This is a genomic window from Sphingobacterium sp. 40-24, from assembly GCF_001899705.1.
In the GTDB taxonomy this organism is placed as follows: domain Bacteria; phylum Bacteroidota; class Bacteroidia; order Sphingobacteriales; family Sphingobacteriaceae; genus Sphingobacterium; species Sphingobacterium multivorum.
Window position 1 is genome coordinate 187,799 of record NZ_MKWH01000055.1, and the last position, 14,593, is coordinate 202,391.

Annotated in this window: 9 protein-coding genes; 7 read left to right on the top strand and 2 right to left on the bottom strand. The window is 40.1% G+C overall.

What is annotated here, in order from left to right:
* Positions 1-183 precede the first annotated feature (183 nt).
* The 7 genes from BGP15_RS20130 to BGP15_RS20160 all read left to right on the top strand — a co-directional run bounded on the left by BGP15_RS20130 (position 184) and on the right by BGP15_RS20160 (position 8,274).
* Positions 184-1,668: a TPM domain-containing protein gene (locus BGP15_RS20130; RefSeq protein ID WP_286770625.1), complete on the top strand. Its 1,485-nt coding sequence runs from the start codon at positions 184-186 to the stop codon at positions 1,666-1,668.
* Between the two features lie 178 nt (positions 1,669-1,846).
* Positions 1,847-2,431 (top strand): CDP-alcohol phosphatidyltransferase family protein, encoded by a 585-nt coding sequence (locus BGP15_RS20135; protein ID WP_204990926.1) that lies wholly within the window; start codon positions 1,847-1,849, stop codon positions 2,429-2,431.
* Complete coding sequence (locus BGP15_RS20140) at positions 2,424-3,254, top strand: phosphatidate cytidylyltransferase (RefSeq protein ID WP_115047000.1); 831 nt, start codon at positions 2,424-2,426, stop codon at positions 3,252-3,254. The genes BGP15_RS20135 and BGP15_RS20140 overlap by 8 nt, the downstream gene beginning before the upstream one ends.
* Before the next feature lie 50 nt (positions 3,255-3,304).
* Complete coding sequence (locus tag BGP15_RS20145) at positions 3,305-4,333, top strand: patatin-like phospholipase family protein (protein ID WP_286770626.1); 1,029 nt, start codon at positions 3,305-3,307, stop codon at positions 4,331-4,333.
* Positions 4,330-5,085, top strand: coding sequence for an SDR family NAD(P)-dependent oxidoreductase (locus BGP15_RS20150; RefSeq protein ID WP_286770627.1), 756 nt, complete (start codon positions 4,330-4,332; stop codon positions 5,083-5,085). The genes BGP15_RS20145 and BGP15_RS20150 overlap by 4 nt, the downstream gene beginning before the upstream one ends.
* On the top strand, positions 5,067-6,503 hold the full coding sequence (locus BGP15_RS20155; protein ID WP_286770628.1) for a phosphatase PAP2 family protein: 1,437 nt from the start codon (positions 5,067-5,069) through the stop codon (positions 6,501-6,503). The genes BGP15_RS20150 and BGP15_RS20155 overlap by 19 nt, the downstream gene beginning before the upstream one ends.
* Positions 6,504-6,567: 64 nt before the next feature.
* On the top strand, positions 6,568-8,274 hold the full coding sequence (locus BGP15_RS20160) for a bifunctional alpha/beta hydrolase/class I SAM-dependent methyltransferase (protein ID WP_286770629.1): 1,707 nt from the start codon (positions 6,568-6,570) through the stop codon (positions 8,272-8,274).
* 342 nt (positions 8,275-8,616) lie between these two features.
* On the opposite strand, the gene BGP15_RS20165 is transcribed toward BGP15_RS20160, so the two are convergent.
* Together BGP15_RS20165 and BGP15_RS20170 are read right to left on the bottom strand one after the other, a co-directional pair.
* Complete coding sequence (locus BGP15_RS20165) at positions 8,617-9,573, bottom strand: Fic family protein (RefSeq protein ID WP_286770630.1); 957 nt, start codon at positions 9,571-9,573, stop codon at positions 8,617-8,619.
* A 155-nt stretch (positions 9,574-9,728) separates the two neighbouring features.
* Positions 9,729-14,573 carry a DNA repair ATPase gene (locus BGP15_RS20170; protein ID WP_286770631.1) on the bottom strand — a complete coding sequence of 1,615 codons (4,845 nt, stop codon included), beginning with the start codon at positions 14,571-14,573 and terminating at the stop codon, positions 9,729-9,731.
* Positions 14,574-14,593: the final 20 nt, after the last annotated feature.

Here is a 14,593-nt window from a genome sequence, read left to right on the forward strand (position 1 = left end):
CGGTAGCTCAACAAAATGATGATATGAAGTAATCGTAAGGATGTATAGTAATAGCTCAAACGAATATTGAATTATACAGGCCCATAATCGGTTGATTATGGGCTTTTTTTTGAAGGAAACCTTTGTTTGATTTTTTTTTCTTAATATCGTGACAATGAACTAAATTTTTGTTGTTCTAAAATTATGTGGAGATTACACCGATTTTATATACTTTGCTCAATCCTGTTGGTAAGCTGCCTATCTGGGTTACCGTCTTTTGGACAATCAATTGCTTATACAGTAGACAATTTGCCCAGTCCAAAAATAAAGGGGCAGGATTATTTTGTGTCCAATCCCGATGAGATTCTATCTTCGGGTACAGTGGCGGAATTAGATGGTTTATCAACGCAGATTGAGGCTACTACAAAAAGTGAATTTGCCATCGTTGTGGTGAACGATTACGTTGGCGACAGTGATTTCGAATTTGCTTTAAAATTATTCAATGCCTGGGGGATCGGTAAGAAGGAAAGTAACAATGGGCTTTTGTTGTTTATTGCTAAAGACCGCCATGAATACCGTTTTATCACTGGGTATGGTATGGAAAGTATTTTGCCCGACGCTTATTTAAAGCGCATTGGCGAAAAATATCTCGTACCTAATTTTAGGAATGAGGATTACGACCGGGGTGTTATGGAGGCTTCAGAATTTATAAAGACCATTCTCACCTCACCGGATAGTAAAGCCGAGCTGGAACGCTTAATGCCAGAGGCAACACCTGTCTGGAGCTTTAAAAGTCCAATCCTGCGAAATTCACTGTTGGTTTTAGGTTTGTTTGCAATCTGTTATATCTGGTTGGGTGAGGTGACCCGAGCGATCAAAGGGAAGTTGACCAAAAAAAGTAAATATTTCCCGCCTTTAGTCAGCGGATGCGGCTGTATGGGGATAGTAATGTTTATCTCGGTGTTTATCTGTGCATTTGCCCTCAATAATTTTGAGGAGGTCTATCAGTGGAAAAATTTACCTTATTTTATTGGTGTTTTCGGTAGTATCACCTTGGCGATGAAGTATAATGCAAGTCGTACGCAGATTGTCAATTCTTATCAGGACGAAGAAAATATACAAAAAGCTTTGCGCAAATTTCGTGTTTGGGGCTTAGTTCCGCTATTGCTTAGTCCATTGGCGCTATTTGATCTCATTGGATTAAATAAACGCATTCGGAAGAATCAACTTCGATTGGCTCCTCCAGATCAATCTGGACGTTGGTTGCGCATGAATAAGGATGATGTGTCTACCCGAGAAAGTGCATACCTGGATAAGGGGCAGCTTTTGGAGGAAAAAATCGGTAGCCGTTCGTACGAAATATGGATAGATCAGACGACCAATGAAACAAAGCTGGTTCCCTGGGATGAAAATGTTGGGTTCAGTGATTGTCCTGCATGTCATTACAGAACTTTTGAGACCGGGCGTACCAAGACGATACGTGCAGCAACGTATAGTTCGCAGGGATTGGAAGAACGCTTTGACTTATGCAAGAACTGTGGCCATCGGGTATCCCATGGTGAACATTCAACTCCAGTTAAAGTGCGCTCAACATCGAGTAGCTCTGGCGGAGGATCGAGTAGTAGTGGCGGTGGTGGTAGTTTTGGTGGCGGATCTTCTGGTGGCGGTGGTGCAGGCGGAAGATGGTAATCCGTAATTTAGGGCAAAAAAAAGGTTTCCAAACGGGGAGAATGAAAACCTTAAATAACCAATTATAAACCTAAATTATGATGACACAAATATAGTGTATTTATTACACTATGCAAATTTTTTTTTAAAAAAATAAAAAATAAGTTACAGCTAGCGCTATATGATTTCTGTTTATAAATTGAAACCAAAATTTCAGCAGTTGCTGATGCCGATCTTGAACTTTTTGCATCAAAGGAAGATAACGGCCAATCAAATTACAATTGGATCGATCGTATTCTCGTTGATCATTGCTTTGTTTTTTTGGTATGCTGATCGTTTCCCGATTTTCTTTTTGGTCCTGCCAATCGGATTGTTATTACGCATGGCCTTGAATGCCTTAGACGGTATGATGGCGAGGCTTTTTAATCAGACAAGCAAGACCGGAGAGGTTTTGAACGAAGTCGGAGATATTGTTTCGGATGTCGTGCTATTTTTTCCTTTGTTGAAGTTTCATCCGGAAAGCGTGTATCCAATCGTCGCTTTTATTGTCTTGAGTGTTGTGAATGAATTTTGTGGATTGATAGGGAAGGTAATTGCCAATGATCGTCGTTACGATGGGCCGATGGGCAAAAGTGATCGTGCTTTGCTGTTGGGCGTATATGGAATTTTAGCATTATTGCATATTTCTATCGTTGCTATTTCGGGCTATATTTTTGGCGTTTTGTGCTTACTCTTACTTTTGAGTTCGGTAACTCGATTGAGAAAGGCTTTGGCGCATGGCTGATGCCAATGGCAAGTTTGCAGATGTTCCTGTTCGTGTTAGAAGCTGGGGTTATATTGTCTTGGTGCTGGCGGTTGCTTTCGTCCCACCAACATTATCACCTTTGTTTGTTGCCTGGATAACCTTTCAAGGGATGTGCGAGTTTGCGCGTATGTTTATCCCTGAATGGAAGGCGAATCCATTTGTATTTCTTTCCATGGCATTGTTGCAAGCGTTGCTTCTGTACTTTTGTTCCTATCAAGAATATTTAGTGTTGGCCAGCTTCATGTGTTTAGGGACTGCTTTATTTTTCAAATATGGTTTAAAGGTTAAGAAGGGAACTGTATTTGGACTGTTTTTTGGCGCCGTAGCTTGTTTGCTTGCCTTTAGCCATTTAGCTTTTATCCGATCCATTAAAATGGATGGCATCGCGTTCCTAGGACTAAAATTAATCGGATATATTGTTGTGTTAACGGAACTGAATGACGTCTTTCAATACCTGATGGGCAAGTTTTTTGGCAAACGTAAAATCGTTCCGCGTATTAGCCCAAATAAGACAATTGCTGGATGTGTGGGCGGTATCGGCTTAACAATTATACTGAGTAATTTATTGGGGTATTTCCTACTGCCTTTTCAGAATTTTCTATACTTTTCGTTGTTCGGTTTGTTCTTCGGTATTTTGGGATTCTGGGGAGATGTTCTTTTTTCCTATCTGAAAAGGAAGGCAGGAGTGAAAGATACTGGAACATTGATTCCCGGGCATGGTGGCTTATTGGACCGTATCGATAGTCTGATCTTCAATGCGCCACTGTTTTATGCTCTGATTATCCTGTTGTTGGGGAATTAATAAAATTTGACGAATGTAGTAGAGAGAAGGTTAATTAAAATTTCAATGTGATGGCTTATCAACGTGCTGTTTTATTTTCAGGGGGTGGAACGCGGTTCAGTCTATATCTGGGCATGTACGCTGCGTTAGATGAGCTGGGCTTAAAACCAGATCTGCTTATAGCGAGCTGCGGAGGTTCAATGGCAGTCGCTGTTATACAGGCCTTTGCTACACATGAAGCCCGCAAGTGCTATCTACAATCTGAAGAACTTTATCGATTTTTCTTGCATCATCGGCTCACTGAACAGCGTCGTTTGGGGAAGCTGGGCGTGTATGTTTTGAAAAAACAGCTGAACAAAAAACGGGCGCCCTTTATCGAGGATGTCTTTAGTCGCTATCTCGTAGATATGGAACAGGATCTTTCCTTACTATTGCCTACCTTGGTTAGACCATTCTCGGCAGCAATACCGGCACTGGTGGTCGGCGCTAAAATGCTGTTCAGCCCGTCTGAAGTAGGGCAGCGGCGTGGAGATCGGAAACTCTATCAAAAAATGCTGATGGGAACTAAGGATGTATTGGCCAATGTGCCTGTTGAGGCAATAGGCATTGCGGATGAGAATTATGTGCACAGTGCAGTGGCTGAAGAAGTTCATTTGAGCGCTGAATTTTCTGTGCTACAGGCGGCCCGTATTTCAATGTCCGATATGTTTTATATTGAACCTGTATGTTCCAATAATACTCATTACGCTGGTGGAGCAATTGATCTCGTTCCAATGGAGCTAGCAAATGTGCTTGCTGAAAACATTATATGTGAGCGAAAACAACCTTACAAACCACAAGAAGAAGCGTTGGTACGGGCAGTATTGGGCTTTAGTGGAAATAAACGGTTAGCAGATTTGGAACAACATTTTCCGTATGCACATTGGATAGATACACAGGATGCCGCGAAACAATTAGCTGGGAAATACTGTAAAAAAGGAATTGATTGGCGTAAATTTGAAGTTACGCTTTCTTTCCCGAGAGATCCGGAAGAATTTGCTGAAGCGATGGAAGCGCAATGGAACTATGGCTATGAGGTGACATTAAATTCATTGAAATGAAAGTATTTATTGCCGGTGGTACAAGTGGAATAGGCCTTGCTTTGGCCAAGCGTTATCTTGATCAAGGAGCAGAGGTAGCGGTATGTGGACGTGATCTAACGAAAATGTCAGCATATTCCTGGACGCATAGCCTTAAAAGTTTTGAAGTAGACGTATGTCAATTAAACAGTCTGCAGGGTACGGTCAGCACATTTTGTGCACATTCATCTTTGGACCTCTTTATCAATTGTACCGGGAGTTACGCAGATGACGTTGCTCAACAGATAAGTTATCAGGAGGCGGTTGCCATGCTACAGGTGAATATGATGGGTACGATAAATTGTTTTGAAGCGGCAAGAATGGTTATGCAGGGTCAATCGGAAGGACAGATTGCAATCGTCGCATCGGTATCGGGAACGCTTCATTTTCCCAATTCAAGCCTATATAGTAAGACCAAGCGTGCTGCAATCCAAGTGGCTGATGCATATCGGAGGGCACTACAGCCGTATGGAATTGCGGTTACGGTTATCGCCCCGGGCTATGTTGATACGGATAAACTGAGAGCGCTCAATAAGCAAGATTTGTCTAAAAAACCATTTTTAATACCCGTAGACGACGCTGCACAGCGTATAATAGCAGCTATCGACCAGAAGAAGAAGCAAGTAGTGTTTCCGAAGCGTATGAAGTGGTTAATGGCATCGCTGGGACTACTTCCAAATATCGTATTGAATAAAATTATGTCAAGGAAGGCCAAATGGATGAAAAACGACTGAAAAATAGGGGACTGCAATTTGCTGTTTTCCTTTATTGTGCGCTATTTTTCCAGTTGACTTATTCTGCTGCTGCGGTCCATGCTGCAAATCAGACTACTGTATCTTCGTTTGTGTTTCCTTTTGAACACTTTATGCCGTTCGTTTCTTGGATGATTATACCCTACATGAGCAGTGGTTTGTTCTTCGCTGTGGTTCCTTTCTGTTGTCGAAGTCGAGAAGAGCTTTGGGTCTATACGAAGCGTTTCAGTTTCATTACCATCTTCTCTATTTGTTGTTTTTTTATTTTTCCCTTGCGATTTTCTTTTGATAGGCCTAGCGTTGAGTATCCAGTTTTTGAATTTTTCTTCGCCTTTTTAGGGAAGTACGATTCCCCATTTAATCAAGCACCTTCGTTGCATGTGGCCTATGCATGTCTGTTTTGGTCGGTGCTCGGTAGGCAGCTAAAAGGATGGAAAAAAGAGGCTGTGAGAATTTGGCTGCTGCTCACGGGGATTGCTACACTCACCGTTTATCAGCACCATCTGGTGGATGTGCTGACCGCATTGATTTTGGTTCATATGGGATTCGTGCTATTCCCATCTCCATCGGGACTGCTTCATGACAGTGCATTATCTATGTTAAAGGCTGGGAATTTTCCCTTTTTGGCTGGTACCGAAAAGGCAAATTTATACGAAAAGACGAAATTAGACCTCGAAACGGAGATTTGTCGTAGAAACCAAAGAATTGGTAACGTTTACTATGCCATTGGCTGGAGTTTATTGTTACTGGTATTGTGGGGCGGAGCTCATGCTTTTGGATTATATCTTCTGTGTTGGCCATCCCTGGTCTGCATTGCGGTAGGAAGGAATTATGTTATCAATAATCCAAGGTTTTTAAAAAATGAAAAAGGTTGGATACCTGGATTTAAAAAATGGTTTTATTGTCCATATCAATGCATATATTGGCTGCTGTGGCGTTTTGTCAGACGCAGCAATAATCCGCCTTTATTTGAAATTTTACCAGGTTGTTATGTGGGGCCGAGGATGACTGCAGGAGATCTCCGTGTGCTTGGTCTGAATAAGCATCTGGTTGTTTTTGATCTGGCTGCTGAATTGGAAGAAATACCTATTCTACATTTAGAGAAAAACTATCATTCGTTTCCATTGTTGGATATAGCAGCAATTAAATTGTCGGATGCCGAAAGGATATTGGCAGCGCTCGTAATCAGTTATCAACAATTGAAGCGAGGTGAAAATATGATTATACATTGTACAATGGGTTACAGCAGGAGTATGATTTTTGCTGTTCTATTGTCACAAAAAATATTATCTTTAGATTTAATGGATGCTATAGATCAGGTTAAATCTCATAATAAGCATCTTGTATTGCATAAACATGCACTTGAGTTGATGGAGGTGCTGGTCGAGAGAAATAGCTAGACGGTCCTTTGCATGATCTTTGTTATGAAATATACTATTTGATATTAGTACGTAAAAATTATACATGAAATCAGGTTACTTCAAGAGTTTTGATCAAGGGGAGTTATTATATCGCGTTTGGAATTATCAGGCCGGACAGCGGGCATTGGTCGTACTGCACCGGGGGCATGAGCATTCGGAACGTCTGCAGGAGATGGCTACGGATCCCCAGTTTGCCGATCATTCCATCTTTGCATTTGATTTGCGCGGACATGGTTATACGAAAGAACCAGTTTCACCGATCTTTATGGATTATGTACGGGATTTAGATAGTTTCGTTCATTATATAGGCCACGAATATTTGGTTGATTCGAAAGACATTTTCGTTATCGCCAATAGTATTGCGGGACTTGTTGTCAGTGCCTGGGTACATGATTTTGCGCCTAAAGTCGCAGGTATCGCATTGTTGGCACCTGCATTTGAAATTAAATTATATGTGCCCTTGGCAAATCAGATGATTGCTTTGGGAACAAAGCTAAAAAAAGATCTGATTATCCAGAGTTATGTCAAATCTAAGGTGTTGACTCACGATATCGATCAGCAGAAGTCTTACGATGCCGATCCGTTGATTTCCAAATCTATCAATGGTGCTTTGTTGGTTGATCTATTAAAAGCTGGCGAGCGTATTGTTGAAGACGCTGCGGCGATTGATATCCCTGTGATTGTCCTTTCTGCTGAAAAAGATTATGTGGTCAAAAATTCGGTGCAGAAAAAATTCTTTGTGACAATAGCTTCAAAGTTGAAGACTTTTATCACTTTACGTAATTTCTACCACGGGATTCTATTTGAAACAAATCGGCAGAAAGTTTATCACTATCTGCGAAATTTTATCGACAAAGCCTATGCCCGACAAAGTCCTGAACTGACGCTCGAACCCGATGATTTTTCGGTGAAAGAGTATGAACAATTATACCATAAATTACTTCCTGCAGGTGAAAAATTGAACTATGCGGTTCAGAAATGGGCATTGGGCAAAATAGGTTCCTTAAGTAAAGGAATGAATTTAGGCCTGCAGTTTGGATTTGATTCGGGGATATCGCTGGACTACGTCTATCGCAATGAATCGCAGGGTAAAAATCGGTTCGGTCGTATCCTCGACCGAGGTTATCTGGAGGCGATTGGATGGAAAGGAATTCGCATTCGAAAACAGCACTTATTACAGTTATTGGAAGAGAATATCGCGAAGGTCAAAGCTGCTGGAAAGACCGTGAAGATATTGGATATTGCAGGTGGCACCGGCAATTACTTATTTGATATCAAAGCGAAATATCCCGAAGCCGAAATCGTGATTAATGAATTCCTGTTGTCCAATATTGAGGTGGGAGAGAGGATTATCCGTAGAAATGGATTGCAGGGGATACGATTTACCAATTACGATTGTTTTGATCCAGCTACCTATTCCAAACTGGAATTCGAGCCTAATATTGTTATTATCTCAGGTATTTTTGAACTTTTTGGTGACAATGAAATGGCAAGTAGGGCTGTAAAAGGCGCAATTTCGATTTGCGAATCAAGCAGTCATTTGGTTTATACTGGACAGCCATGGCATCCACAGTTAAAGATGATTGCTTACGTGTTAAACAGTCATCAGAAAAAGGACTGGGTGATGCGTCGTCGTTCGCAGAAAGAATTAGATCGTCTGATGGCGTACAATGGAGTTGTTAAGGAACGTATGCTGATCGATGACTTTGGCATATTTACGGTGTCTTCGGGGGCTGTGAAGAGCGGATAATCGTAAAACATTGAAAAGCTCATAGCCTAGTAGTATTTTCTTTAATCTTACTCTCAATATTTTTTAATCTTATAACAAACGCAATAACAAGTTCCCATTTCGGGAACTTGTTATTGAAATAGCGTTGATTTTGCTTATCTCAGGTTTTTTAAAATGGAGGTAAGTAAAATGGATATCCAGTTTTTATATTCTCTGATCTCCTGAACAATATGTTCCAAATTTCCATTGAGGTACAGTAGCTAAATATCCTGAGGAGGGCGATCATATCATCGAATGTCAGCAAGAAGAACTATGTATAGCCGAATGTTAAATATATATTTACTGTTTTCATTATATAGTAAATTACTTGAATTGATATTCTGTCAATCGTTGCTCTCCAAACTTCTTCAAAATATTTTGTTCAACAGCCCATTTTAAATCCCTGCTTGCTGTGGGAGCGGAAATATTTTTAAAATTTTGTAGATAGTCTTTTCGATGAAATTTATTTTGACCGATTTTCTCTTTAAACAGACTTATTCTGTCTTCTAAACGAAGTGTTTTATTTTGAGCTTGTAAAAGTTCTTCTAAAGCGGTCAGAATAATCCCAAGCATGAACTCAATAAATGGTGTTGAGTTACCCTCTTTGTCCGACTCTGATAGCTTTGCGTAATATGCATCTTGTTTTTGTTTGATTAGGCTCTCAATGGGTAAAAACTCAAAAACAGGATATTGCTGCATTAAAATCAATGTTTGCCATAATCTCCCCATTCTGCCGTTGCCGTCGATAAACGGATGTATAAATTCAAATTCATAATGGAATACACAACTTTTGATTAGAATTAAATCTGCGTCGTTTTTTAGATAAGCAAAAAGATCTTTCATCAAACCTTTAACCATTGTCCCACTTGGGGCAATATGTTTTACTTTTGAACCTTTTACAATACCAACATTCGTAGTTCTTAATTTCCCTGCATTATCGATCAACCCATTCATCAGGACAGAATGAGCCTTTTCTAAATTTTTTAATTCATAAGGATTAAAATCATTTAATTTGTCATAAACTTTTATAGCATTTTGTACCTCTAAAATATCCTTTTTGGGTGCAATAATTCTTTTATTTTCTAATAATGCGGTAATTTGTTCTTCAGTTAACGTGTTACCTTCGATTTCTAAAGACGATTGAATCGTTTTTATACGGTTCTTTTTTCGTAGCTCTGTGGTGGGTTTATATAAATGAGCAGCATTAATTTCTCCTATTCTTTCTGAAATAGAACTAACTAATTTTAAAGTTTCACTTGTAATAATATATGGTGGTTTCATTATGATGATACTATCATTTGATACTATCAAAGATAATCATTAATCATCCTAAATATAGCGAATGCTTAAAAAATATTTGACAGTAGTCGTATCAGAAATATTGCTATTCCAGCTTAATAGACAGGTAAAGTCCACTGGAATAGCAATGTTAAATATTAGTTCTTATAGGCACGGATAGCTTGTATGATACCCTCTAGGTTTTCATTAAAGTCCTGCATTTGTGCAAAGACCTTATCATCTTTGGCAAGTCCACCATGTTTATTGTTCTTGCGGAATATTTCTTTGATGTGTTCCCACCGTTCTTGTTCCACTGTATTGATTAATCCAGCAAGTTCTTTCAATTTTAAAAGATTACTTTCCGTATCGGCAGTAAGGGTTTGTGACTCACTTTCATAATGTGCGAGGAGAACTTGATCGATTTCCTGTTCGTTCATCATCGGCACAACTTGTGCGACGAGCTTACTCATATTCCGATAAGACCCTTGCAGTTTGAACGGCGGTTCTGTTCGGTAATTGTCCTGCATGGCCGCACTTTGAATATAATTTTGATTGACCTTGATGACAACGTTTCTGATCTTTAACACATGTTTTAATACCGTGATAAAATCATCGATATCTTGCTTCAGGTAATTGCCTTCTAAATCGGGAAGTTGATCTACAACCGATTGTGCATAGTTCACTAAAGCATAGAAATCGTTGAAGGATTTGCTTGCTATTTTTTCAAGGTAGCTGTTTTCAATTGCCGCATTTTCAATTAAGCTGAGATTGAAAAGTGCTTCGGTATCACCGATCACATCCCCAAGATTGTATACATCCGCACGGTTGGCCAACATATCTGGAATCTGAAATTTGGATCCGCTTTCGGTGTAAGGGTTTCCTGCCATTACGATGCAGAATCTTTTCCCACGCAAATCGTATGTTTTACTCTCACCTTCAAAAATACCGTCGATCTTACGTTGCCCATCAGCCAATGAAATGAATTTCTGAAGGAATTCGGGATTCAAATGTTGGATATCATCGACGTAAAGCATCACATTATCGGCCATTTCGAAAGCAAGATTGATCTTCTTAAGTTCCTCACGTTCACCAGAGGTTTTCGCTTCCACAGGATCTATTGAAGTAATGGAATGCCCTATTGTAGGTCCGTTGATTTTTACAAAATGTAATCCCATGGTTTTCGCGAGGTATTCCATTAATGTTGTCTTTCCGTAACCTGGCGGAGAAATGAGGAGAAGCATACCCATCCTGGCGGTACGTTTATTGTCGCCAGCTGCCCCCAGCTGTTTGGCCAAATTATTTCCGATCAATGGGAAGTAAACTTCGTTGATCAACTTATTTCGGACAAAAGATGTTAGGACTTTTGGTTCAAATTCTCCGATTTTCAGCTCCTTGGCGTATGTTTTTCCGAGCTGCTCCTTCAAAGAAGCGAATTCTTGAAAACGAGGAACATTCCATTCGGCAAAAGTCTTCAATCTACGCAGAAATTGATGGTATTGAATCTGCTCTTCTCCATTGTTCAAGATCACGTGATTTCCCTTTAATCCCTGGATGAGTGCATTGTCTTTGGCGATGATCAATTGGTATTCATCCTTCGGATAAAGAAGCGTGACTGCAGTTTCCTCCACGTACTTTTGGAAATCCTGGTAATCGTCGTTCTCGTCGATAAAAGAATTTAGCCAATTTAAGGTCAAATAGAAGCGGTCTACGAGACTAAATTGTGTATGCTGAATATCTGCTTCAAAGAGTTTAAAACTCTTCTTGTTTTCCAATAGCCGGATGAAAGCCTTTTTAAGTTCATCCGATTGCTCACTGACGACAAACTTGCTGTAGCTTGTGAAAGTCTGGAAGAGATAGCTCGCGACGTCCTTCGCATGAAATGTCGAACGATCCAAATGTGTGTCCCAATTGATGAATAATTTTGTGAGTTCGTCCACGACAGATTGGTAGCGTGTGGAATTTGGAAATGCTTTTAATACCGAATGTGTAGATTGAATCAACGCTTTCTGTTTTTCCTGCTCGTCTTGCGCAAGTGAATGCCAAAACAATTGTGCCATAGCACGCAAATGAGCATCGTAACGTAAAAGATCAAGTTTGCTATCTAGCTGTTTGATGGTATCATAGATTACCAAGGCATCAAAGTTATGCACTCCTTTGACATAACCTTCCGAATAACTTTGCTCGACAGTCTGATTGATAAACAGGTTGGCATCAAAATCTAACTGTCCTTTGGAAGCAAGGAATGTTTTATAGGCGAGATATTCAGCCCGGTATACGTCCTTGTTTTCGGAAATCAGTTCCTGATCCCAAATATCGCTAAAGTTTTCGATCTCGGATCCTTTGACTTTTTGATAGAAGCTCGTTCCGGTAAGATGGAAGAATAGTTCGTCATTTTTGCGTAGGAGTGTTAAACTGAGTGACTGACTATTGACGGCAAATTTATGCTTGCCAAGCGCAATAATGTTCTCTCCATCTACAAAAAGATCATTCTTGTCACGTAAAATGCGTAATGCATCCTCCTGAGATTTTTTGAGCAGGTTTTCAAGATTTTCGGCTTTTGAAACATCACTGAGCGTTTTCAGCTCTTGCACAAGCTGTCTGATTTTGTCAATCATCAAATCTGAAGCAAAGAAACTTAGGATTTCCTCACGCGTTGCAAATGTCTTTGATTTGTTTTCGATATTCTTTAATACGCGAAGTCCAATTTGCTCGAGTGAAGAGCTACGTTTGTTGATCTGTTCAACGATTTGCTCTCTGCGGGAATTAAATGCTTTGATGATCTCATCGCGTTTATCTGCTATTTTCAGGGCGAAGTCCTCAAATTCTGAAAACTTACTTTCGAGTTCTTCCAGTTGAACAATGACCTTGGTATAATACTCGTCTACTTTTTCAGTTGTCGTAGAGAGTTCAAGATAATTGGTGACAGACTGTTCCAGTAGCGTAAGTTGGGCGGAAAATTCTGCAATGGCTTCCGTACTTTTTAATGAATTGAGTTTACGCGTAAGCTGCGCCCGGACTTCATTCAAGGAAGAGAAAATAACAGCTATCTTCTCGATGATTTTGGTGGTCTGGGTGGAGTCGTCAATTTTTAAACTGTTTAGAATATCGATCAACAGCTCCAATTCACTCGATATAGCCGAATTGGCTTCCTCGATCGCTTTGGCGTCATAGACTTTGACAATTGCAGCAACATTGTTTTTCTGCTGCTCCACTTTCTGCTCATAGGGTTGTAAAGCCTCGTCGCGGAGCAAGAAAGCAATTGTCTTTTCGGCGAGTTCGGTGGTGATTGACTGCAGCTTCTCGAGTAAAGCATCGATACGGACTATATCAATATATCTGACATTTTTGAGGTCAATGATTTCGCCCTGTAAACGTCGTGAATCTGCCAATTGATGAACAAGTTGGTCAAGCTTTTCGACTACTGTACTATTGATGGAAAAGGTAAGCTCTTCCATTTTCTTCTCGGCAGTGCTATTGAGCTCTGTAGCGTATTTACGTTGGGCTTGGACCTTAACAAATTCGTCAATTGCCGTATTGGCGACCTCCTTGATCTGAGCCAACGGCTGACCAAGGTTGGACAAGGCTTCATCCTTTATCCAAAAATAAGAGTCAAGAAGGACAGTCGATTTTTTGAGTATATCCTCGTAAAGACCTTCATAACTGTCTTCTTTGTTGATGAGCTGTATGACTTCTTGTGCCTCGGCCATGGCCTGTACGATCTGTTTATTACCAACCTTATAAAGTGGGTCGTCTTTTTTTAACTCATTTTCTTTGAGCACGGCCATGTAAGGGGTTTCCCAGATCTGAACCTGATGATGCCTTGTTGCTTCGGCCTCTGTATGGAAGTAAATTAAACTACCGTCTTTAAAAAGTGTGAATCCATTGCAGATGATCGGCGTTTCGACATGCTGCTGAATGATGTTATAAGACAGTAAGATGTAGGTATTCGTTTCCTCCTGACAAAAGATATAGAGAAAGTCTTCACCGTTTGGTGATGTGATGCGTCTAAGGAAACTAACCCGGTCAAACTGGACGTCAAAGATTTTATGGGTGCCATTCTGCAGGTAGTATCCGTTAGAAAAAATGATTCCTTGATTATCGGGTAGTAAAATGGCTGATTCATTCAGGGATTTAAGATTCACCACTTCTTTTGTCCGTTGATTAAAGACAAATGCACGGAAATCTTCTTGATACGGTTTGATGCGAACGGCAATCAAATTGCCAAGGTCTGCATAGTAGTAATCCGCATCATCCAATTGTTGGTCGGCGTTTGAAACTTTTTCAGAGAAGATTCCTTTCCCTGTATCGGTGTTATTTTCAATTTTGAAAGTAATATCGCCATTGATCGCTTCTATAAAGATCTTATCCTTAATGGATATGTGTGGGTGTTTTCCGAGGCGACGGTCTTCCAAGGTTGTTTTTGTCCATTCAAATTCAAATTGGTTGGGCAATTTGACTTCGTGGATGCTGCGGTCATCCTGATATTGGAGCTTTCCGTCTTTAATCAACCACTTGAATGCCTTCAGGTCAGCAGGATTTTTGCTGGTCTGAAAGATCATATAAAGATAGTTTTCCGTACGTCGAAACTTGGAAAAGATCGAGTCGCGATAGTATTTGTATAAATTTTGATAATCGCCAATGAAATTAGGATCATTGATCAGATCGAGTGATTGTGGGATAAACTGATTGTTTTCGAACGTATATACACTGAAAACATCTTCGAGTTTAATTTCGGTACGTAACCCAAAATGGACATTATAACCAAATATACATAGCTTGTCCAGGGCCAAAATACCGCGAGCAACACAGTTATTTTCTGTCGTGATCCGTTGATTGGCTTTGAGTATAAAACTTGTCGCATTAAATACTTCCTTGCGGGCATTATTTAGTTGCTGGAGTTTGATAGAAAGCTCTTCCTTTTGTGTAAGGAGCCGCTTTCGAATAATCTCGTATGCACCTTGATCAAGGGAGTCGTTCTGATTTATTACGTTTTCTTCTGGCATAAAATGAGCTTTCTCGACTT

Bases quoted from the DNA above. Each gene is read 5' to 3' on its own strand.
- BGP15_RS20130 (WP_286770625.1), top strand. From the start codon at position 184: ATGTGGAGATTACACCGATTTTATATACTTTGCTCAATCCTGTTGGTA.
- BGP15_RS20140 (WP_115047000.1), top strand. From the start codon at position 2,424: ATGGCTGATGCCAATGGCAAGTTTGCAGATGTTCCTGTTCGTGTTAGA.
- BGP15_RS20145 (WP_286770626.1), top strand. From the start codon at position 3,305: ATGGCTTATCAACGTGCTGTTTTATTTTCAGGGGGTGGAACGCGGTTC.
- BGP15_RS20150 (WP_286770627.1), top strand. From the start codon at position 4,330: ATGAAAGTATTTATTGCCGGTGGTACAAGTGGAATAGGCCTTGCTTTG.
- BGP15_RS20155 (WP_286770628.1), top strand. From the start codon at position 5,067: ATGGATGAAAAACGACTGAAAAATAGGGGACTGCAATTTGCTGTTTTC.
- BGP15_RS20160 (WP_286770629.1), top strand. From the start codon at position 6,568: ATGAAATCAGGTTACTTCAAGAGTTTTGATCAAGGGGAGTTATTATAT.
- BGP15_RS20165 (WP_286770630.1), bottom strand. From the start codon at position 9,573: ATGAAACCACCATATATTATTACAAGTGAAACTTTAAAATTAGTTAGT.
- BGP15_RS20170 (WP_286770631.1), bottom strand. From the start codon at position 14,573: ATGCCAGAAGAAAACGTAATAAATCAGAACGACTCCCTTGATCAAGGT.